Annotated in this window: 21 protein-coding genes; 10 read left to right on the top strand and 11 right to left on the bottom strand. The window is 64.4% G+C overall.

The genetic code is table 11. The features are described from left to right. Nucleotides 1-2: 2 nt before the first annotated feature. The 7 genes from G3N92_RS03865 to G3N92_RS03835 all read left to right on the top strand — a co-directional run bounded on the left by G3N92_RS03865 (nucleotide 3) and on the right by G3N92_RS03835 (nucleotide 5,833). Nucleotides 3-1,496 (top strand): NADH-quinone oxidoreductase subunit M, encoded by a 1,494-nt coding sequence (locus G3N92_RS03865; RefSeq protein ID WP_206126130.1) that lies wholly within the window; start codon nucleotides 3-5, stop codon nucleotides 1,494-1,496. Nucleotides 1,497-1,520: 24 nt separating this feature from the next. After that, nucleotides 1,521-2,993 (top strand): NADH-quinone oxidoreductase subunit NuoN, encoded by a 1,473-nt coding sequence (gene nuoN / locus G3N92_RS03860; protein WP_277396134.1) that lies wholly within the window; start codon nucleotides 1,521-1,523, stop codon nucleotides 2,991-2,993. Beyond that, on the top strand, nucleotides 2,994-3,293 hold the full coding sequence (locus G3N92_RS03855) for a DUF2818 family protein (RefSeq protein WP_206126129.1): 300 nt from the start codon (nucleotides 2,994-2,996) through the stop codon (nucleotides 3,291-3,293). Nucleotides 3,294-3,329: 36 nt separating this feature from the next. Continuing rightward, a complete protein-coding gene (locus G3N92_RS03850) occupies nucleotides 3,330-3,914 on the top strand; it encodes an NUDIX hydrolase (protein WP_206126128.1) in 585 nt (194 codons plus the stop codon). A gap of 266 nt (nucleotides 3,915-4,180) precedes the next feature. Continuing rightward, complete coding sequence (locus G3N92_RS03845; protein WP_206126127.1) at nucleotides 4,181-4,603, top strand: DUF1178 family protein; 423 nt, start codon at nucleotides 4,181-4,183, stop codon at nucleotides 4,601-4,603. Between the two features lie 271 nt (nucleotides 4,604-4,874). Next, the gene (locus G3N92_RS03840; RefSeq protein WP_206126126.1) at nucleotides 4,875-5,333 is read left to right on the top strand and encodes a MaoC family dehydratase; all 459 of its coding nucleotides are present in this window, start codon (nucleotides 4,875-4,877) and stop codon (nucleotides 5,331-5,333) included. Further along, the gene (locus G3N92_RS03835; RefSeq protein ID WP_206126125.1) at nucleotides 5,330-5,833 is read left to right on the top strand and encodes a MaoC family dehydratase; all 504 of its coding nucleotides are present in this window, start codon (nucleotides 5,330-5,332) and stop codon (nucleotides 5,831-5,833) included. The genes G3N92_RS03840 and G3N92_RS03835 overlap by 4 nt, the downstream gene beginning before the upstream one ends. A gap of 73 nt (nucleotides 5,834-5,906) precedes the next feature. Here G3N92_RS03835 and G3N92_RS03830 read toward each other — a convergent pair whose 3' ends face one another. The 4 genes from G3N92_RS03830 to G3N92_RS03815 form a co-directional block, all read right to left on the bottom strand. Next, nucleotides 5,907-7,127: an acyl-CoA dehydrogenase family protein gene (locus G3N92_RS03830; protein WP_206126158.1), complete on the bottom strand. Its 1,221-nt coding sequence runs from the start codon at nucleotides 7,125-7,127 to the stop codon at nucleotides 5,907-5,909. A 96-nt stretch (nucleotides 7,128-7,223) separates the two neighbouring features. Further along, nucleotides 7,224-8,336 (bottom strand): phosphotransferase, encoded by a 1,113-nt coding sequence (locus tag G3N92_RS03825; protein ID WP_206126124.1) that lies wholly within the window; start codon nucleotides 8,334-8,336, stop codon nucleotides 7,224-7,226. A 27-nt stretch (nucleotides 8,337-8,363) separates the two neighbouring features. Beyond that, nucleotides 8,364-9,083, bottom strand: coding sequence for a histidine phosphatase family protein (locus G3N92_RS03820; RefSeq protein WP_206126123.1), 720 nt, complete (start codon nucleotides 9,081-9,083; stop codon nucleotides 8,364-8,366). Nucleotides 9,084-9,090: 7 nt separating this feature from the next. Further along, nucleotides 9,091-9,882, bottom strand: coding sequence for an enoyl-CoA hydratase (locus G3N92_RS03815; RefSeq protein ID WP_206126122.1), 792 nt, complete (start codon nucleotides 9,880-9,882; stop codon nucleotides 9,091-9,093). 183 nt (nucleotides 9,883-10,065) lie between these two features. Between G3N92_RS03815 and G3N92_RS03810 the strand changes: the two genes are divergently transcribed. Next, entirely contained in the window at nucleotides 10,066-10,719 is a 654-nt protein-coding gene (locus G3N92_RS03810) for a glutathione S-transferase (protein ID WP_206126121.1), read from the top strand. A gap of 19 nt (nucleotides 10,720-10,738) precedes the next feature. On the opposite strand, the gene G3N92_RS03805 is transcribed toward G3N92_RS03810, so the two are convergent. Both G3N92_RS03805 and G3N92_RS03800 read right to left on the bottom strand, forming a co-directional pair. Then, complete coding sequence (locus tag G3N92_RS03805; RefSeq protein WP_206126120.1) at nucleotides 10,739-11,911, bottom strand: pyridoxal phosphate-dependent aminotransferase; 1,173 nt, start codon at nucleotides 11,909-11,911, stop codon at nucleotides 10,739-10,741. Nucleotides 11,912-11,973: 62 nt separating this feature from the next. Next, nucleotides 11,974-12,465 (bottom strand): putative toxin-antitoxin system toxin component, PIN family, encoded by a 492-nt coding sequence (locus G3N92_RS03800; RefSeq protein ID WP_206126119.1) that lies wholly within the window; start codon nucleotides 12,463-12,465, stop codon nucleotides 11,974-11,976. A gap of 57 nt (nucleotides 12,466-12,522) precedes the next feature. Here G3N92_RS03800 and yaaA point away from each other — a divergent pair, with 57 nt between their 5' ends. Both yaaA and G3N92_RS03790 read left to right on the top strand, forming a co-directional pair. After that, the gene (gene yaaA, locus G3N92_RS03795) at nucleotides 12,523-13,305 is read left to right on the top strand and encodes a peroxide stress protein YaaA (protein WP_206126118.1); all 783 of its coding nucleotides are present in this window, start codon (nucleotides 12,523-12,525) and stop codon (nucleotides 13,303-13,305) included. Nucleotides 13,306-13,374: 69 nt separating this feature from the next. Next, entirely contained in the window at nucleotides 13,375-14,526 is a 1,152-nt protein-coding gene (locus tag G3N92_RS03790; RefSeq protein ID WP_206126117.1) for a M14-type cytosolic carboxypeptidase, read from the top strand. An 81-nt stretch (nucleotides 14,527-14,607) separates the two neighbouring features. Here G3N92_RS03790 and G3N92_RS03785 read toward each other — a convergent pair whose 3' ends face one another. The 5 genes from G3N92_RS03785 to G3N92_RS03765 form a co-directional block, all read right to left on the bottom strand. Then, nucleotides 14,608-15,237, bottom strand: coding sequence for a hypothetical protein (locus tag G3N92_RS03785; protein ID WP_206126116.1), 630 nt, complete (start codon nucleotides 15,235-15,237; stop codon nucleotides 14,608-14,610). 160 nt (nucleotides 15,238-15,397) lie between these two features. Beyond that, a complete protein-coding gene (locus G3N92_RS03780) occupies nucleotides 15,398-16,072 on the bottom strand; it encodes an energy-coupling factor ABC transporter permease (protein ID WP_206126115.1) in 675 nt (224 codons plus the stop codon). A gap of 60 nt (nucleotides 16,073-16,132) precedes the next feature. Continuing rightward, the gene (locus tag G3N92_RS03775) at nucleotides 16,133-16,969 is read right to left on the bottom strand and encodes a response regulator transcription factor (protein ID WP_206126114.1); all 837 of its coding nucleotides are present in this window, start codon (nucleotides 16,967-16,969) and stop codon (nucleotides 16,133-16,135) included. 179 nt (nucleotides 16,970-17,148) lie between these two features. Next, nucleotides 17,149-18,366, bottom strand: coding sequence for a DUF2863 family protein (locus tag G3N92_RS03770; RefSeq protein ID WP_206126113.1), 1,218 nt, complete (start codon nucleotides 18,364-18,366; stop codon nucleotides 17,149-17,151). Nucleotides 18,367-18,558: 192 nt separating this feature from the next. Then, the coding region (locus G3N92_RS03765; protein ID WP_206126112.1) for a hypothetical protein at nucleotides 18,559-18,809 on the bottom strand (251 nt) is incomplete at its 5' end.

The following is an 18,809-nucleotide window of genomic DNA, read 5'->3' as shown; positions in this document are numbered from 1 at the left end:
TCATGCCCGCATTTCCGATTCTCAGTACCGCCATTTGGCTTCCGATCGTGTTCGGCCTGGTTATCCTGGCCATCGGCACGGACCGGAAGCCCGGCGTGGCCCGGTGGGTCGCGCTGATCGGTTCGCTGCTCGGGTTTGCTGTCACGATTCCGCTCGTCACCGGTTTCGATCCGAGTACCGCGGCACTCCAGTTTCAGGAGAACGCGGTCTGGATCGAGCGATTCAATGTTTCGTATCACCTCGGCGTCGACGGCATTTCGATGTGGTTCGTCGTACTGACGGCGCTGATCACCGTCATCGTCGTCGTCGCCGGTTGGGAAGTCATCACCGAGAACGTCTCGCAGTATCTCGCCTCGTTCCTGATGCTGTCCGGCATCATGATCGGCGTGTTCACGGCGGCTGACGGCCTGCTGTTCTACGTGTTCTTCGAAGCCACGCTGATCCCGATGTACATCATCATCGGTGTCTGGGGCGGCCCGAACCGCGTTTATGCCGCCTTCAAGTTCTTCCTGTACACGCTGGCCGGCTCGCTGCTGATGCTGGTTGCGCTGATCTACCTGTACCGCGAGACGCATACGTTCGATATCGCGGCCTGGCAGAGCGCGAAGCTCGCCATGACGCCGCAGTTGCTGTTGTTCGGCGCGTTCTTCCTGGCGTTCGCCGTGAAGGTGCCGATGTGGCCCGTCCACACTTGGCTGCCCGATGCGCACGTCGAGGCGCCCACGGGCGGCTCGGTGGTGCTGGCCGCGATCATGCTGAAGCTCGGCGCTTACGGCTTCCTGCGTTTTTCGTTGCCTGTCACGCCCGACGCGGCGCACTATCTGGCTCCGGCCGTGATCGCGCTGTCGCTCGTCGCGGTCATCTACATCGGGCTGGTCGCGATGGTGCAGACCGACATGAAGAAGCTCGTCGCGTATTCGTCGATCGCGCACATGGGTTTCGTCACGCTCGGCTTCTTCATCTTCAACCAGCTCGGCGTCGAGGGCGCGATCGTGCAGATGATCTCGCACGGTTTCGTGTCCGGCGCGATGTTCCTTTGCATCGGCGTGCTGTACGATCGCCTGCATACGCGGAATATCGCTGAATACGGCGGTGTCGTGAACGTCATGCCCAAGTTCGCGACCTTCGCGCTGCTGTTCGCCATGGCGAACTGCGGGCTGCCGGGTACCTCGGGCTTCGTCGGCGAGTTCATGGTGATACTCGCTTCGGTGAAGTTCAATTTCTGGATCGCGTTCGGCGCGGGCTTCACGCTGATTCTCGGCGCGGGCTACACGCTGTGGATGTACAAACGCGTCTATTTCGGCAAGGTGGTCAACGAGAAAGTAACGACGCTGAAGGATATCGGCGCCCGCGAATTCTCGATGCTCGCCGTGCTGGCCGCGTTCACGCTGTTGATGGGTCTGTATCCGAAGCCCTTCACCGACGTGATGCACGTTTCCGTAGAAAATCTCCTCTCTCACGTTGCGCAATCCAAGCTGCCGCTGGCCCAGCAGTAAGTGTGGGCGGAGGAACCCAAGACCATGCAAAACGCACCTATGAATGTCCTGTTGCCCGACGCGCTCGTGATGTTCGCCATCATCGTGGCGTGGCTGAACGACACCATCTCCGGCGAGTCCGGCCGACGTCTCACGTATCTGATCGCGGTCGTCTCGTCCGTTGTCGCCGGTGTGTGGTTTGCTGTCCAGGCCCTCGATCCGCACCAGTATTACTTCTTCTCGCGGATGATCGTTGTCGATTCGTTCGCCAGCGTGATGAAGTCGGCCGTGTCGTTCGGCTTCGCCGCCTCGATGATCTACTCGCGACGCTACCTGGCCGATCGCGATCTGTTCCGTGGCGACGTGTTCCTGCTCGGCATGTTCTCGCTGCTCGGCCAGCTCGTGATGATCTCCGGCAACAACTTCCTGACGCTGTACCTCGGTCTGGAACTGATGTCGCTGTCGCTCTACGCGATGATCGCGCTGCGCCGCGACGGCGAGCAGTCGAGCGAAGCCGCCATGAAGTACTACGTGCTCGGCGCGCTGGCTTCCGGCTTCGTGCTGTACGGCATCTCGATGGTGTACGGCGCGACCGGGTCGCTCGAACTGCATGACGTGCTGAACGCCGTGGCGTCGGGCCGCATCAACAACATCGTGCTGCTGTTCGGCGTGATCTTCATCGTGGCTGGCGTGGCGTTCAAGCTGGGCGCGGTGCCGTTCCACATGTGGGTGCCCGATGTCTATCACGGCGCGCCGACGGCCATGTCGCTGCTGACCGGCGGCGGCCCGAAGGTGGCGGCGTTCGCCTGGGGCCTGCGCCTGCTCGTGATGGGCCTGCTGCCGCTGGCGGCCGATTGGCAGCAGATGCTGGTGATTCTGGCCGCGCTGTCGCTGATCGTCGGCAACATCACCGGTATCGTCCAGCGCAACGTCAAGCGGATGCTGGCGTATTCGGCGATCTCGAACATGGGCTTCGTGCTGCTCGGTCTGCTGTCGGGCGTCGTGAAGGGCAGCCCGGCCTTCACGGCCACGGCCTACAGCTCGGCGATGTTTTATTCGATCGTGTACCTGGTCACGACGCTCGGCGCGTTCGGCATCGTCATGCTACTGGCCCGCCGCGATTTCGAGGCCGAAACGCTCGACGATTTCAAGGGCCTGAACAAGCGCAGCCCGGTATTCGCCTTCGTGATGATGGTCATGATGTTCTCGCTGGCCGGTATTCCGCCGACGGTGGGCTTCTACGCGAAGCTGGCCGTGCTCGAGGCCACGATCAACGCCGGCCTGACCTGGCTGGCGGTCCTCGGTGTCATCAGTTCGTTGTTCGGCGCGTTCTACTATCTGCGTATCGTGAAGCTGATGTACTTCGATGCGCCGCAGGACACGAACCCGATCATGAGCGACGCGACGAACCGCGCCGTGCTGCTGTTCAACGGTGTCGCCGTGGTCGTGCTTGGCCTCGCACCGGGCCGGCTGATGGAAATCTGTCTGCAAGCCATCAGCCATACGCTGCCGCTGTAAATGTCGGCAGCGGGCTGGTTCATCGTATTGTTGGCGCTCGCGGGCGCCAACCTGCCGTTCGTGAATCAACGGGTGTTCGCGCTCGTTCCGGTCGGCACTGCACCGCGCAAGAGCGGCTGGCTGCGAATCGCCGAGATGATCGTGCTGTATTTCGCAGTCGGCTTGCTCGGGTTCTGGCTCGAATCGCGAGCCGGCAACCGCTTCGAACAGGGCTGGCAGTTCTACGCCATCACGTTCAGCCTGTTCGTGGTGTTCGCGTTCCCCGGCTTCACGTTCCAATATCTCGTCAAACGACGCTGACGGTTTCGGCTGTCGCGTCCAACCATGGAGCCGACGATGGCCGAATTACCGAATCACGATGACAAACTGATCGAAGTTTGCGTCGAAAGCGAATCCATTCTCGACGGCCATTTCCTTAAGGTCAAACGCGACACGGTGCGGCTGCCGGACGGCAAGCACGCGGTGCGCGAGTACATCCGTCATCCGGGTGCGGTGATGGTGATCCCGTTGTTCGACGACGGCCGCGTGCTGATGGAAAGCCAGTTTCGCTATCCGATCGGCAAGGTCATGGCCGAATTCCCGGCCGGCAAGCTCGATCCGCAGGAAGGGCCGCTGGCCTGTGCGATTCGCGAGCTGCGCGAGGAAACCGGCTATTCGGCGCGCGAGTATTTTTACCTGACGCGCATCCATCCGATCATTTCCTATTCGACCGAATTCATCGACATCTACCTCGCCAAGGGCCTGACGGCCGGCGAGCGCCAACTCGACGAAGGCGAATTCCTCGAAACCTTCACGGCCACGGTGCCCGAACTGCTCGAGTGGATCCGCACGGGGCAGATCAGCGACGTGAAGACGATCATCGGCACGATGTGGCTCGAAAAGGCGCTGTCCGGCGCCTGGCCGCTCGGCACCCCCGAGTAGGGCTGACCCGCGTCGTTGCGCCGTCTTCCGTGCCCGAGTGGCGGGAAGACGGCGGTGCTGGCGCTCGCGGCGGCCGACGCATCGATCTGCGTTTGCCCCTCCATTTTTATCTTCGGCACTTTCTTGGCCGGCCTCGGCGGCAAATTTCGTCGCAGGCTACAATCCAGCCAGACCGGATCCTCCCCCGGCAAACGCGATCATGATTTAGCACGATCGTTCTTTCTTCCCAGATTGCGCGTACACTCGCGAAACGCCCCCGATTCATCATGAAGGTCCTCGATTTACAGTGCACGCACGGCCATCGTTTCGAAGGCTGGTTTGCGTCCGCCGACGATTTCGAATCGCAACTGTCCCGCAAGCTGGTCGAATGTCCGGTGTGCGGGGCAACCGAGATCAACCGGATGCCGTCGGCGCCGCGGTTGAACTTGTCCGGCGCGACGCAGGGCAAATCTGCCGAGCCGCAGCAGATGCAGGCGCAACTGATGCGCGCGCTGCGCGAAGTGCTGGAGAAGACCGAGAACGTGGGCGAGCGCTTCGCCGAGGAAGCGCGGCGCATCCATTACAACGAAGCCCCCGCGCGCAACATCCGCGGGGTGACCTCGCCCGAGGATGCTCGCGCGCTCGTCGAGGAAGGCATCGAAGTGATGTCGCTGCCGGTGCCGGCGGCCCTGAAAGAACCTTTGCAATGATCGGATACTGATCGGCGCATGTCTTCCGGGCGCGCCGCCCACGGCCAGCGGCCAGGAGACACGATATGGATCCGGATGATGTTCTGCCGGCGGCGCGTTCTGCGTCGCCGCTTCAGCGTGGCGCGAGGCAAATCGGCCACGCGCGCTGCCTCACACGCTTTTCCACTGCACGTTCACGACCCGAACCGACGATGCGCGGCGTTTCCGCACGGCCGGTGATTCGATATGACGATGTGGCCCGAAGCCGCACAATCCAACAGGAGAGATCAGCATGACGTTCTGCTACGAGGATCTGGAAGTCGGCACCTTGACCGAAATTGGCAAACACACGTTCACGCCCGAGGAAATCATCGACTTCGCGCAACGCTACGACCCGCAGCCGTTCCATCTCGACGAGGCCGCAGGCAAGGCGTCGCCGTTCGGCGGCCTGGTGGCGAGCGGCTGGCACACCTGTTCGGTATTCATGGGCATGCTGGTGCGCAACGTATTGCACGATTCGACGAGCATGGGCTCGCCCGGCATCGAGGAGATTCGCTGGATCAAGCCGGTGCGCGCCGGCGCGACGATCACGATGCAGCAGCGCATCCTCGACAAACGCGTGTCGGCGAGCCGCCCCGATCGTGGCATCGCGACGAGCGAATGGGTCGGCACCGACGAACACGGCGAAACCGTCATCACGGTGCGTTCGAAGATCATCTTCGGGCTGCGCGACCCGCAGGCTGCCGTATGAGCGGCGCTCCCGAAACCAGGCCCGACGCGAAGCCTGCCCGGCCGCGTATCGCGTCGATCGAGGCACTGCGCGGGCTGGTCGGCGCCGATGGCTTCGCGAGCGGCTGGATCACCGTCAATCAGGCGCGCGTAAACCGCTTCGCCGATGCGACCGACGATCATCAGTGGATCCACGTCGACCCCGAACGGGCTGCGCGCGAATCGCCGTTCGGCGCGCCGATCGCGCATGGGTTCCTGACGTTGTCGCTGATTCCGTCGCTGATGACCGACGCGATCGAGTTCGAGCAGCGCATGGGCGTGAACTACGGCCTGAACCGCGTGCGCTTCCTGCGGCCGGTGCCGGTGGGCGCGAAAGTGCGTGGCCTGTTCTCGGTCAAGACGGCCACCGACAGCAAGCAGGGCGGCCTGCAATGCGCGTGGTCGGTGGCGGTGCAGGTCGATTCGACCGGCGAGCCGGCGCTGGCTTGCGCGGCCGAATTCATCACCCTGCATCTGTTCTGACGCCGACGCGAACCAGGATGCGCGCCGCGAGGGCGCGCGTTTTGGGCGTCCGCTTTTGGCGTCCGTTTGTCGCTTACGCTGTCGTGTAGCGCGCCAGTTCGAGCTTCGCGATGGCGTTGCGATGCACTTCGTCCGGGCCGTCGGCGAAGCGCAGCGTGCGCGCTGACGCATAGGCATAGGCGAGCGGAAAATCGTCGCTGACGCCGCCCCCGCCGTGGGCCTGAATCGCCCAATCGATAACTTGGCATGCCATGTTCGGCGCTACCACCTTGATCATCGCGATCTCGCCGCGCGCGGCCTTGTTGCCGGCACGGTCCATCTTCCAGGCGGCGTTCAGCGTCAGCAGCCGCGCCTGATCGATCAGGCAGCGCGCCTCGGCAATCCGTTCCTGCGTGACGGTCTGCTCGGCGACCGGCTTGCCGAACGCCACGCGTGTCAGCACGCGCCGGCACATCAGTTCGAGTGCGCGTTCGGCCAGGCCGATCAGGCGCATGCAGTGATGGATACGGCCAGGCCCGAGCCGGCCTTGCGCGATCTCGAAGCCGCGGCCCTCGCCGAGCAGCAGATTGGCGGCCGGCACGCGCACGTTATCGAGCGTGATTTCCATGTGGCCGTGCGGTGCGTCGTCGTAGCCGAACACGGTCAGCGGGCGGTGCACGGTCACGCCGGGCGCATCGGACGGCACCAGAATCATCGACTGCTGCGCATGGCGTGGCGCATCGGGATCGGTCTTGCCCATCACGATATAGAGCTTGCAGCGCGGATCGCCGGCGCCCGACGACCACCATTTGTGGCCGTTGACGATGTAATCGCCGCCGTCGCGTTCGATGCGCGTGCGGATGTTGGTGGCGTCCGACGATGCCACTTCCGGCTCGGTCATCAGAAATGCCGAACGGATCGTGCCGTCGAGCAGCGGATCGAGCCAAGCCCGCTTCTGCTCGTCGGTCGCATAGCGTTCGAGCGTTTCCATGTTGCCGGTGTCGGGCGCATTGCAATTGAACACCTCGGGCGACCATGGCACGCGGCCCATGATCTCGCACAGCGGCGCGTAGTCGAGATTCGACAGGCCCGCACCACGGTCGGATGCCGGCAGGAACAGGTTCCACAGGCCGGCGGCGCGTGCTTCGTCCTTCAGCGAGTCGAGCAGGCCAACCGGCCGCCAGGCATGGCCGTCTTGCCGGTTGCGCGCGATTTCGTCCTGAAAGGCACGCTCGTTCGGGTAGATATGCCGATCGAAGAAGGCGAGCAGCCGCTCGCGCAACACGTCGACCGTCGGGGAGTAATCGAAATCCATCGCAACCTCGCTGGAGTGGGACATCCATCGCATCGGAACGGGAAATCGGAAGCGGGTGAAGCGGGGTGAAGCGGTAATCGAGCGGGCGGTTCGGGTTCAGTGCACGCGCTGCGCGTAATGCCAGGCCAGCTCCGCCATCGGCCGCGCCTGACGGCCGGCGTCGAGGGCGCGGCCGCTCGATGCGGTGCCGTCCGCGACACGCTTCATGATCCCCTGCAGGATCGCGGCGATCCGGAACATGTTGTAGGCCAGATAGAAGTGCCAGTCGCCCTCGATCGCGAAGCCGGTGCGTTCGAGGTAGCGGGCGATCGTGTGCCGTTCGTCGGGAATGCCGAGCGCCGCCAGATCGAGCCCGGCGATGCCGCGGAAGCGGCCCGGCTCGTTGTGCCAGGTCATGCAGTGATAAGCGAAATCGGCGAGCGGATTGCCGAGCGTCGACAGCTCCCAATCGAGCACGGCCAGCACGCGCGGGGAGTCGGGCGCGAAGATCAGGTTGTCGATCCGGAAATCGCCGTGGACGATCACGCTGCGTTCCTGCCCGGCATCGCTGGCTGGAATATGGCGCGGCAGCCAGTCGATCAGGCGGTGCATCGCCTCGATCGGCTCGGTCTCGGTGGCGGCGTACTGCTTGCTCCAGCGCGCGATCTGCCGCGCGAAATAGTTGCCGGGCTTGCCGTAGTCGCCGAGCCCGAGCGCCTGCGGATCGAGCGTATGCAGCGCGGCGATCACGCGATTCACCTCGTCGTAGTGGGCTGCGCGCTCGGCCGGCGTCATGCCCGGCAGCGCCGGATTCCACAGCACGCGGCCCTCCACGTAAGCCATCACGTAGAACGCGCGGCCGATCACCGATTCGTCCTCGCAGAACGCGAGCATTCGCGGCACCGGCACGTCGGTATCGGCCAAGGCGGACATCACGCGGTATTCGCGGTCGATCGCGTGGGCCGAGGGCAGCAGCTTGGCCGCCGGCGCCGGTTTCGCGCGCAGCACGTAGCGGCGCGCCGGCGTGACGAGGCGATAGGTGGGATTCGACTGGCCGCCGCGAAACTGCTCGATCGTCAGCGGGCCGGCGTAGCCGTCGAGATGGCCGGCGAGCCAGGCGTCGAGCGCGGCCAGATCGATGCGCTGCGCCGCGCCGACGGGCATCGTGCCCTCGAAGGCGGAATAATCGTTCGGGTCCGGATTCGTGTCCGGGTGTTGCGCTTGCGTCATCCTTGCCTCCGGGGGCGCGGGGTGGGCTCAGCGGCCCGCGTTCGCCAGGGTGAACTGGTGGTAGAGCACTTCCATCACGGTATTGCGCGCGTCGCGATGCAGGGCGTCGGGCGGTGTGTAGTTGATCTGGCGTACCACCCAGTCGTGCGGGCGCTCGCCGACGTCGAGCACATTGATGCAGCCAGTGGACTGCGCGAAGCGGCCGATGAAAAGCCGCTGTTCGGGCAGCGTGGCATGCGAGAGCAGGGCGCAGTTGACGCCGCCGTGCAGTACCAGCAAGGCCGTATCCCAATCGGGATCGGCGCGCAGCGCGGCCAGCGCCGGCAACACGCGATCGAGCAGTTCCCCGATCGTCTCGCCGCCGAGAAACGCGACGTGCTCGGGCACGACGCCGTCGAGCGCATCGATGAACGCCGCCTGCACATCGTGCTCGGGCAAGTCGGCCGGATGGCCGCCGCGAATCTCGCGCCAGGCCGGTTGGGTCTCGATCTCGATGGCCTGGCCCGTTTCCGCCAGCACCAGCGACGCCGTCTCGACGGTGCGTTTCAGGCCGCTCGCGACGACGCGGTCGAAACGGATCGACTGCGCGGCGAACGCGCGCCCCGCTGCGCGCGCCTGCATCCGGCCGTGGTCGTTGAGCGGCACGGTGTCGGGATCGATCGGTTGCTGCGTGCTGTCGAAGTAGGTCACGTCGCCGTGGCGCATCAGGTAGAGGCGGCGGCGTTTGGGCAGGCGGTAATCGGTCATGGTGGAATCAGCGGTGATAGACGGGCGGCCGCTTCTCGAGAAAGGCCGTGATGCCCTCGAGCGCATCCGCGTGGTGCAGCGATGCGACGAAATGATCGCGCTCGGCCACCAGATGCGTGGCCAGCGTGTGCTCGGGCGCATCGGCAAGCAGCGCCTTGACGCGCGTCACGGCGTTCGGTGACACGCGGCCGATCTCGTCGGCCCAGGCGACGGCGTCGCCGAGCGCCGAACCGGCGCGCGCGATGCGGTTGACGACGCCGAGATCATGCAGCCGTTTCGCGGCAACCGGCTTGCCCTCGATCAGGATTTCCGTGGCCAGTGCGCGCGGCAGGGCGCGCGCCAGGAACCACGAGCCGCCGCCGTCGGGCGTCAGGCCCACGCGTGCGTACGACATGACGAACTTGGCGTCGTCGGCGGCGACGATCAGGTCGCAGGCCAGCGTCAACGAGAACCCGGCGCCGGCCGCGGCGCCTTCCACTGCGGCGATCACGGGCTTGGTAGCCGTCTGGATCGCGGTGATCCATTCGCCGAGCAGGTCGATGCTGTCGGCCTGGACCGCCCGGTCCTTCGCACGGTTCTCGAGCAGCCGGTTCAGGTTACCGCCCGCGCAGAAGAAGCGGTTCGCGCCGGTCAGCACGACGGCGCGGATCGACGGATCGCGCTCGGCGGTGTTCATCGCCTCGAGGCCGGCGGCGTACATGTCGGGATGCAGCGCGTTGCGCGCGCCGGGGTTGGAGAGCGTCAGGACGAGCGTCGAGTCGCTTTCGACGGGGCGGGACGCGAGCAGTTCGGCGCTCATGCGGGGTGTCTCCTGAAGGGCTGTCTCGTGGCCGGCGCGACGGCGAGTCGGCATCGTGCGCCCGGTCGTTGGGTCTGCGAAGTGCTTTAGACTAGCACGGACGTGCTATTCGGCACGCCGCGACGGGCCGCCGGCATCGAGAACCGGCCCGCGTTTCGACCCAGTCAGGACAGGAGAACGACCATGCTGCAGCTGTGTGGTTTGCCGGTATCGAATTACTACAACAAGGTGAAGCTCGTGATGCTCGATCACGAGATTCCGTTCGAGGAGCAGCTTTTCGCCTTGCCGCTGCGCGACGCCGATGCGCTGGCCGCGTCGCCGTTCGGCAAGGTGCCGTTCCTGCGTACCGAGCAGGGGGCGCTGTCGGAATCGCAGGCGATCGTCGATTATCTGGCGGCGCGCTATCCCGAGAAGGCGCTGTACCCGGCCGATCCGTTCGAGGCCGCGAAAGTGCGCGAGCTGACGATCTTCATCGAGCTGTATCTCGAATGGGTGGTGCGCGATCTGTATCCGCAGGCGTTTTACGGCAGCACGGTCGGCGAGGATCTTCGTCATCAGGCCGAGGCTCGCCTGAGCCGTGCGCTGGCGGTGTTGCGGCAGATGACGCAATTCGCGCCGTATGTGTTCGGCGACACGTACGGCATGGCCGACGTGGCCGCCTACATTCACCTGCCGCTCGTCGGGCTGGCGACCAAGGCCGTATATGGGCGCGATTTTGTCGTCGAGGCGGGGATCGACTGGAAGTCGTATACGAAGCTGATCGGCGAGCGGCCGGCTGCCCGGCGCGTGAGCGCGGACCGCAAGGCCTATCTGGAGGCGGCCGCCGCCGGGCGCTGAGGGCGGCGAGCCGTTCGGATCACAGCCTGGACAGCCGTTCGAGCGCGGTGGCGAGCGTGTCCTCGCGCTTGGCGAAACAGAAGCGCACCACGCCCGATTCGTGCGGCGCGTGATAGAACGCCGACACGGGGATCGCCGCGACGCCGATCTCCGTCGTCAGCCATTTGGCGAACTCGGCTTCGGGCAGATCGCTGATCGCCGAATAATCGACGCACTGGAAGTAGGTGCCGGTGCACGGCAGCAGCTTGAAGCGCGTCGATTCCAGCCCGGCGCGGAACAGATCGCGCTTCTTCTGGTAGAACGCCGGCAGCGTCAGGTACGGCGCCGGATCGCACAGATACGCCGCCAGGCCGACCTGCATCGGCGTATTGACCGTGAACACGTTGAACTGGTGAACCTTGCGGAATTCGGCCATCAGCGGCGCGGGCGCGGCCACGTAGCCGACCTTCCAGCCTGTCACGTGATAGGTCTTGCCGAAGCTCGACACGATGAAGCTGCGCGCGGCCAGCTCCGGATAGCGCGCGACGCTTTCGTGCCGCGCGCCGTCGTACACCATGTGCTCGTACACCTCGTCGGACACGATCAACACTTCGGTGCCGCGCACGATTTCCTCGAGCTGGCGCATGTCCGATTCGCGCCAGACCGTGCCGGTCGGGTTGTGCGGCGTGTTGATCAGGATCAGGCGCGTTTTCGGCGTGACGGCCGCGGCGAGCTTGTCGAACGGGATCGCGTAGTCGGGCGCGTCGAGCGTGACGAACACGGGCTTGCCGCCGGCCAGTTCGATCGAAGGCAGATAGCTGTCGTAGGTCGGCTCGACCACGATCACCTCGTCGCCCGGATGCACGGCGCAGAGGATCGCCGTCAGCAGCGCCTGGGTCGCGCCGGCCGTCACGGTGATTTCGGTGGCCGGGTCGTAGCGGCGGCCGTAGATCTGCTCGATCTTGTCAGCGATCGCTTCGCGCAGCGGCGCGACGCCTGTCATCGGCGGGTACTGGTTGTGGCCGTCGCGCATCGCGCTCGCCACCGCGTCGACGATCTTCGGGTCGCAATCGAAATCGGGAAAGCCCTGGCCGAGATTCACCGCGCCCTTTTCGGTGGCGAGCGCGCTCATGACGGTGAAGATCGTGGTGCCGACCTGCGGCAGACGGGAAACGACGGCGGGCGTGACGGGCGAGGCGGACGGTGCGTTCATCGTGGGTCGGGCGTTCGGTTCGATTCGGTGAAGGGCGGATTCCGGGCGGCGGTGCCGTGCGCTCAGGCGGGTGCCGGTTCGGCCGGCGTCAGCCCGCAGGCCGCGGCGAACGGTGCGGGCTGCAGGATCCGGAACTGGAAATCGCGTTCGGTGCGGCGCGTCAGCTTCAGCAGGTCGCGATCCTTGGAGACGAGCCAATCGGCTGCGGCGGCGCGCGCGAGGTCGAGGAATTTCTGGTCGTCGCGATCGCGGCATTTCGGCAGCGGCAGCGCGTCGTCGGGCAGGGGCGCGGAGGTGTCGACCTGCTGCGCGAGCCGCGCGACGGCTGCCAGGGCGGCGGATTTGTCGATCTGGCGCGGCGCGAACTGCGGATAATCGAGCACGCGTTCGAGTTCCCTCAGGCAGCGCGCGTCGATCAGCGCGACCAGCGTGCCGCTTTCGAGCGCGGCGTGGATCGGGCGCGCGGCCGGGTCGTCGAACACGAGGATATCGATCCAGACATTCGAGTCGAGCACGACGCGGCGCCCGTCTCGCGGAGCGTTGGAGCTGGGCATTCGTTACAATCGGTGGTTTTCGTCTGACGGCACCTTAGCGCGTGCCGGCGAGCCTCTATGATAATCGTTCTCTCTCCCGCGAAATCGCTCGATTACGAGACCCCGCCCCATATCCCGACGCATACGCTGCCCGATTTCGTCGACGACGCGGCTCAGTTGATCGATGGATTGCGGAAATTGTCGCCCCAGCAGATTGCCTCGCTGATGGACATTTCGGATCCGCTCGCCCATCTCAATTTCCAGCGTTACGCCGATTGGTCGCGCCAGTTCACGGCCGACAACGCGAAACAGGCGGTGCTCGCGTTCAACGGCGACGTATATGAAGGCTTCGACGCGCGTTCGCTGTCGGCCGCCGATCTCGATTACGCGCAGCAGCATGTGCGTGTGCTGTCCGGTCTGTACGGCCTGCTGCGTCCGCTCGATCTGCTGCAGCCGTACCGGCTCGAAATGGGCACCCGTTTCGAAAATCCGCGCGGCAAGGATCTCTACGCGTTCTGGGGCGAGCGCATCACGCGTGCGCTGAACACCCAGCTCGCCACCCGCAGCGACGATGCGCGCGTGCTCGTGAATTGCGCCTCGACGGAATACTTCAAGTCGGTCAAGCCGAAGCTGCTGGATGCGCCGGTCGTCACGCCGGTGTTCGAGGACTGGAAGGGCGGCCGCTACAAGATCATCAGCTTCCACGCGAAACGCGCGCGCGGCCTGATGGCGCGCTACGCGGTCACGAACCGGATCGCGTCGGCCGAGCGGCTGCGTGATTTCGCCGAGGAAGGTTATGCATTCGAGGCATCGGCATCGAACGATTCCACCTACGTGTTCCGCCGCCGTCTCGACGCGTGACCCACGCGCCGTCCGCGGCGGTTTGACCTTTTGCGGCGTCTCACGAGGGCGCCGCGCCCAGGAGACAAGATGACGCTCTCGATTTCCACCCAGTTCGACGCCGGCGCGATCGACGTCGTGTCGTGCGACAGCCCCGATGCGATCCGCTTGCGCATTCGCAGCGACAATCAGTCGACGTTCGCCCAGTGGTTCTATTTCCGCCTGTCCGGCGCACGCGGCGAGCGCTGCGTGATGCGTTTCGAGAACGCGCATGAAAGCGCCTATCCGGCTGGCTGGCGCGGTTACCGCGCGGTCGCGAGCTATGACCGTGTGAACTGGTTCCGCGTGCCGACCGAATTCGACGGCACCGTGATGACGATCGATCACACGCCCGATTTCGACAGCATCTACTACGCGTATTTCGAGCCGTACGGCGAGGAACGCCATTCGGAGTTTCTCGGCGCGGTGCAGCAGATGCCGCAGGCCAACGTGGTCGATCTCGGCCGCACCGCCGAAGGCCGGCCGATGTCGCTGCTGGTGCTGGGTACGCCCGACGAAACGGGCGCGAAGAAGAAAGTCTGGATCATCGCGCGCCAGCATCCGGGCGAATCGATGGCCGAATGGTTCGTCGAGGGGCTCGTCAAGCGCCTGGCCGGCTGGGGCGATTGGGCCGGCGACGCGGTGGCGCGCAAGCTCTATGACCACGCGACGTTCTATATCGTCGCGAACATGAATCCGGATGGCAGCGTGCACGGCAACCTGCGCACCAATGCCGTCGGCGCGAACCTGAATCGCGAGTGGATGGCGCCCGATGCGGCGCGCAGCCCCGAAGTGCTGGTGGTTCGCGATGCGATCCATGCGATCGGTTGCGACATGTTCTTCGACATCCACGGCGACGAGGATCTGCCTTACGTGTTCGTGGCCGGTTCGGAGATGCTGCCGGGCTTTACCGATCGTCAGCGCGAGGAGCAGGACGCGTTCATCGCCGCGTTCAAGCAGGCGAGCCCGGATTTCCAGGACGAATATGGCTATCCGGCCGGCAAGTATCGCGAGGACGCGCTGAAGCTGGCCTCGAAGTACATCGGGCACGCGTTCGGCTGCCTGTCGCTGACGCTCGAAATGCCGTTCAAGGACAACGCCAATCTGCCCGACGAGCGCGTGGGCTGGAACGGCGAGCGCAGCGCATCGCTCGGTGCCTCCATGCTGTTGCCGATTCTCAATCACGTGCAGCGTTTCGCCTGATCGATCGCGTGCACTGAAAGCAAAAGGCCGGAATGTCAAAACATTCCGGCCTTTTTCGTTCGCTGGCGAATCTTGCGCCGCTTACTTCTTCGACGTGGATTTCTTCTTCACAACCTTCTTCGACGCCGTCGACTTCTTGACCGTACTGGCCTTGCGCGTCGATTTGCTGCTGGCCTTGGCTTTCGTCTTCGACTTGACGTTCTTGACGTGCCGGCCGTGGAGGCGCTGCTTCGACGAACTCGCACGCTCGACGCGTGGCTTCGCGGGCGGGACCGGGTCGTTCCAGCCGAACGCGAGCATCTGGCTGCCGACATAGCCGCAGCGGAATTTCAGCGCGGAGGGATCGCCGCCGTTCTGCGGAATGCCGAGCCCTTGAACGGTCACGATATTGTCGACCTTGACGCGCTGCTTGCCTTCGTCGAACGAATCGTTCCAGGGCGTGACCGTGGCATTGTTGGTGTCGAAGGCGCTGGGCGGAAATTCGACGTGGTCGAATGCCGACGAGGTGCTCGCGATGAAGTTGCCGTGAGCGGCGCAATCGGCAACGAGCGGATCGGCGTGCATCTCGGTGATGTACTTGTTGATCAGTTCGGTGCGCTGATCGAGCAGATCGGCAAAGGCGGGGGCGGAAAGCGCAAGCGACAGGCCTGCGACACAGGCTGCCAGCTTGCCGAACACGCCAAAAAGACGCTGGGCGGGGAAGCTGTCCATCAGGAATTTGAGAGTGCGGAGTGAAGACGCCGGGCACGTAAGATGCACGGCGAATGGCAAGAGTTCAATCTTAGCGCAATTTTTTTGACGTGCCGCGATCCATTCAACGTTGAATGCGAAATGTCATGGCGCGAAAATACTTTGGCACATCGCGAGCGTGTCACGCCCGCGGCCCACCGAGCCGGTATCGGCGCACGTCGAATGTGGTGACCCACTCCGGCTTGTAGATCGCGATCAGCGCCGTGGCCATGCCGGTGAACCATGCTTCGCCAAGCGCAAGCAGCAACGTGTTCAGGCTGTAGCCCGCTGGCACGACCAGCGTCGAGCCATCGGCCAGCCCGATCTGCACGCCGGCCGCAGCTGCGGCCACCGCACCGATCGTGACGGCCGGCGCGACGAAGCCCTGACCGACGATGAAGGTCAGCAGGTTGTGCGGCAACCAAGCGGCCGCCGCACGTTGCATCAACGTGGACACGGCGACCGGGAGCGCGCCGTAGACGAGATAGGTGAGGCCAATGCCTTGCCAGGTTGCATCGAAGACGACGGCAGCAATGCCGGTGACCGCGCCCATGGCCACCAGCGCGAGTGTCCAGTCGAACAGGGTGGCGATCAACGTCGCGCCAAGCAGATGCATGACCAGACCGTCGTCGAGCCATGCATTCGATGCCCACAACACGGTGATGGTGGCGATCAAGGCGCACCAGACGTGTTGCAGCGTTGGATCCTTCAGGCGATTGAACGGACGTTTCCACAACGCGAGCGCGAGCAGCAGCCCGGCAGCGATCCAGCTACCGGCAGCGACCCAAAGCGGAAGCGGCGTGTACAGGAAACCCATGGTTTTAATATTACTCGTTGAAGCTAAAAAATGGGAACCGAATCGACGTCCGCCCCGCCGTCAGGTGTTGCGTTTCAGCGTCGCCGGCGCCGGTTCGGCCGCCATCGGCATCGGCGCATTGGGGCCGTCGCAGGTGCTCATCGGATACCTTTTGCGAGGCACATGAGCGCGCAGCGGCGTTACCCCGGGCGCGCCCAGCACCGGCCGCGGAAACCCGTGTGGCTGGGTGGCCAGCACCTCGAGATGCGGCGGCAGCCAGCCATTGTAGATGGCGACGGCGGCGGCGCGGTTGGCCGCGCCGAGTTGCTGGAAAATACTGGCCAGATGGATCTTGACGGTGCCCTCGCTGATACCGAGCGTGCGCGCGATCATCTTGTTGGTATTGCCCATATGGACGAAGCGCATGATCTGCGCTTGCCGCGGAGACAGCGTGCCGACCGTCGGCCGCCGGCGCAGTGGGATACGGTTGACGATATGCGCGGTACGGGCGCCGTCGACCTGTGTTCCGATCAGGTCGAGCGCTCCGGGCGGGACGTAGTAACCGCCGAGCAACACCATTTCAAACGCGCGTATCACCAGATGCGAGCCCATGTTGCGCGGCACCAGCCCTTGTGCGCCCGTGGCGAATTGTTCTCGCGCCGCCTCGCGCGATGTCGCATCGATCAGCACGGCCACGGGTGTCGGCGCGCACGTATCGCAGAGCGCGCGAAGATCGGCGAGGCGCACCCCCTGCGGCGCATCGACGACGATCATGTCGAAGCTGCCTTGCTTGACCAGACGCATGGCTTGCCGCCAATCCCTCGCGTCGCTGTAACCGCTTCGTCGATCGATCTGCCGCAGCAATGCCTTCAAGCCGTCGCGGCGTTCCGCATCTGGACTCAACACCATGAATCTCATCTCTGCCTCCTTGTTCGCGTTATCGAGGGATGACGATGTATCGTCCCGGTCATCATGACAAAACGCCGGGGTCGTGTCGGCCTAGCTGAAAGTCATAGGAAGAAGCGCAAGTATGTAAAAAAAGAGCCGCCCAATTGGCGGCTCTTTGTCACGGCACGGAGCGGTGAGGCGTTGTCGGCTCAATGAAAGTGCGGTTGGGCCGGTGATGCATCTTCCGGCATTTCGGCGTGGACAATTTCGCCGAGCGGGTCGGCATAGAGCGGAACGCCGCAGTCGTCGCAGTACTCCGGCTCGAAGCGGCCGGCATGTCGGCGGATGTCGGTGACGCCCGTTTCCTTGAGCAGCGAGACGATTTCCTCGAGCGGCCCGTCCATCGGCGTATCCGCGTCGATCATCGTGTCTTCGGCCGCGAGGTCGCCATTCTCGCGGCCGTAAAGCGGCCACACCACGCCGTAGATCACGTCGTTGCTGCCGCGGCGCGTGAAACCGATTCGGTATTCGTCGATGCGCCGCTCGCCGAAACCGGCAACCACGGCGCGCAGTTCCTGCGGTGCGGCACCGATCGTGTCGAACAGATAACGGATTGCGGTGCGAACGGTGTGCGGGCGCACGCGCTCGTCGGCGTCGCGGCAGGCCGAGTAGTAGGCGTCGGGCAGCAGGCATTCGAATTCGCAGCCCGGCAACGCGGCGGACAGATTGGCGCCGCCCTGGCTCGTCCATTGTTCGAGGCATTGGCTGCGCTCGATGCGCGCGCCCTGATCTTCTTCCTGCCAGCGGAACATGGCCGCGCCGGCGGGCGCGGCGACGACGGCGAGCAGAAAGCGCGGGTCGGCGAGGATCGGAGACGTCTCGGGCAGGTCGCCGAAGTTGATGCGCGGCGTCTGCCCGGCCAACGCGGCTTGCGCCAATTGCTGCGTGAGGCGGTAGGCCTCGACGTGATGGCGCGGCAACTGATCGATGCTGTAGAGGAACGGCGCGAGCGCGACGTGCGTTTGTTCCGCCAGCACATGCGCTTGCAGATGCGTGCGCAGCACATCGGCGATTTCCGTCTTGAGCGGGCCGGACGGAATCATGTAGCGCGTCCAGGCGAGAATCGGTATCGCGACGAGCAGTGCCTCGTGCGTTTGCCCTTCGTGTTCGAGCAGCAGCGATTCGCTGTGCGTTTCGGCCATGTCGGCGAGCGCGCCGTAGGCGTCCGGGTGATTCTGTTGCAGATGGTCGAGCGCGGCGTCGAGGGTCGTTTGATTGCCGTTGCGGATCACCTTGGTGAGCAGCGCGTCGAGCTTCGCTTCCCAGAACCGGTCTTCAACGCGGCTGCCGGACGCGAACAGCGCGAGCGACAGGCCGACCAGTTTGTCGGCATCGGGGGGAAGGCGTTTGGCGGTTCGCTGGCGCATAGATCTCGATCAATTAGAGTGGGTGCGATGAACCTGCCATTTTAGTCCGTTCCTGCCGGATGCTGCGGTTCGCACGAACGAGCGTGCGTTCGTGCGTAGGCATGAGGCGGTAGGGAGCGGTATTGTCGATGAGCGAATTCGAAGCATGCAAAAAAATTGCTCGAACCCTCTTGCGCGATTGGGAAAGCTTCCTTAGAATTCGGCCTCTCTCGCGGTGACGGAAACGCAGAACGGGAGGGGAAGCAAGGCAGGACAAGGGAAGCGCCGAGTTGCTGGCAGCATCCTTGAACTGATGAAGAACTCGATCGATGCAGTATGTTGATCGAAGCGCTGAAAAAAGTAGTTGACGCGCTTCAAAATGTTCTTCATAATCTCGCTTCTCTGCTGCTGAAAACGCAGCGCCGAAACGAAGCCAAGCTTCTCTCGGAAATGCTCTTTAAAAA

The organism is Burkholderia sp. Ac-20379, from assembly GCF_017104645.1.
Lineage (GTDB): Bacteria > Pseudomonadota > Gammaproteobacteria > Burkholderiales > Burkholderiaceae > Burkholderia.
This window is presented reverse-complemented; position numbering and strand designations above follow the sequence as displayed.

Excerpts from the sequence above, each read along its gene's own strand:
- G3N92_RS03865 (WP_206126130.1), top strand. The coding sequence starts at position 3 with ATGCCCGCATTTCCGATTCTCAGTACCGCCATTTGGCTTCCGATCGTG.
- nuoN (WP_277396134.1), top strand. The coding sequence starts at position 1,521 with ATGCAAAACGCACCTATGAATGTCCTGTTGCCCGACGCGCTCGTGATG.
- G3N92_RS03855 (WP_206126129.1), top strand. The coding sequence starts at position 2,994 with ATGTCGGCAGCGGGCTGGTTCATCGTATTGTTGGCGCTCGCGGGCGCC.
- G3N92_RS03850 (WP_206126128.1), top strand. The coding sequence starts at position 3,330 with ATGGCCGAATTACCGAATCACGATGACAAACTGATCGAAGTTTGCGTC.
- G3N92_RS03845 (WP_206126127.1), top strand. The coding sequence starts at position 4,181 with ATGAAGGTCCTCGATTTACAGTGCACGCACGGCCATCGTTTCGAAGGC.
- G3N92_RS03840 (WP_206126126.1), top strand. The coding sequence starts at position 4,875 with ATGACGTTCTGCTACGAGGATCTGGAAGTCGGCACCTTGACCGAAATT.
- G3N92_RS03835 (WP_206126125.1), top strand. The coding sequence starts at position 5,330 with ATGAGCGGCGCTCCCGAAACCAGGCCCGACGCGAAGCCTGCCCGGCCG.
- G3N92_RS03830 (WP_206126158.1), bottom strand. The coding sequence starts at position 7,127 with ATGGATTTCGATTACTCCCCGACGGTCGACGTGTTGCGCGAGCGGCTG.
- G3N92_RS03825 (WP_206126124.1), bottom strand. The coding sequence starts at position 8,336 with ATGACGCAAGCGCAACACCCGGACACGAATCCGGACCCGAACGATTAT.
- G3N92_RS03820 (WP_206126123.1), bottom strand. The coding sequence starts at position 9,083 with ATGACCGATTACCGCCTGCCCAAACGCCGCCGCCTCTACCTGATGCGC.
- G3N92_RS03815 (WP_206126122.1), bottom strand. The coding sequence starts at position 9,882 with ATGAGCGCCGAACTGCTCGCGTCCCGCCCCGTCGAAAGCGACTCGACG.
- G3N92_RS03810 (WP_206126121.1), top strand. The coding sequence starts at position 10,066 with ATGCTGCAGCTGTGTGGTTTGCCGGTATCGAATTACTACAACAAGGTG.
- G3N92_RS03805 (WP_206126120.1), bottom strand. The coding sequence starts at position 11,911 with ATGAACGCACCGTCCGCCTCGCCCGTCACGCCCGCCGTCGTTTCCCGT.
- G3N92_RS03800 (WP_206126119.1), bottom strand. The coding sequence starts at position 12,465 with ATGCCCAGCTCCAACGCTCCGCGAGACGGGCGCCGCGTCGTGCTCGAC.
- yaaA (WP_206126118.1), top strand. The coding sequence starts at position 12,523 with ATGATAATCGTTCTCTCTCCCGCGAAATCGCTCGATTACGAGACCCCG.
- G3N92_RS03790 (WP_206126117.1), top strand. The coding sequence starts at position 13,375 with ATGACGCTCTCGATTTCCACCCAGTTCGACGCCGGCGCGATCGACGTC.
- G3N92_RS03785 (WP_206126116.1), bottom strand. The coding sequence starts at position 15,237 with ATGGACAGCTTCCCCGCCCAGCGTCTTTTTGGCGTGTTCGGCAAGCTG.
- G3N92_RS03780 (WP_206126115.1), bottom strand. The coding sequence starts at position 16,072 with ATGGGTTTCCTGTACACGCCGCTTCCGCTTTGGGTCGCTGCCGGTAGC.
- G3N92_RS03775 (WP_206126114.1), bottom strand. The coding sequence starts at position 16,969 with ATGAGATTCATGGTGTTGAGTCCAGATGCGGAACGCCGCGACGGCTTG.
- G3N92_RS03770 (WP_206126113.1), bottom strand. The coding sequence starts at position 18,366 with ATGCGCCAGCGAACCGCCAAACGCCTTCCCCCCGATGCCGACAAACTG.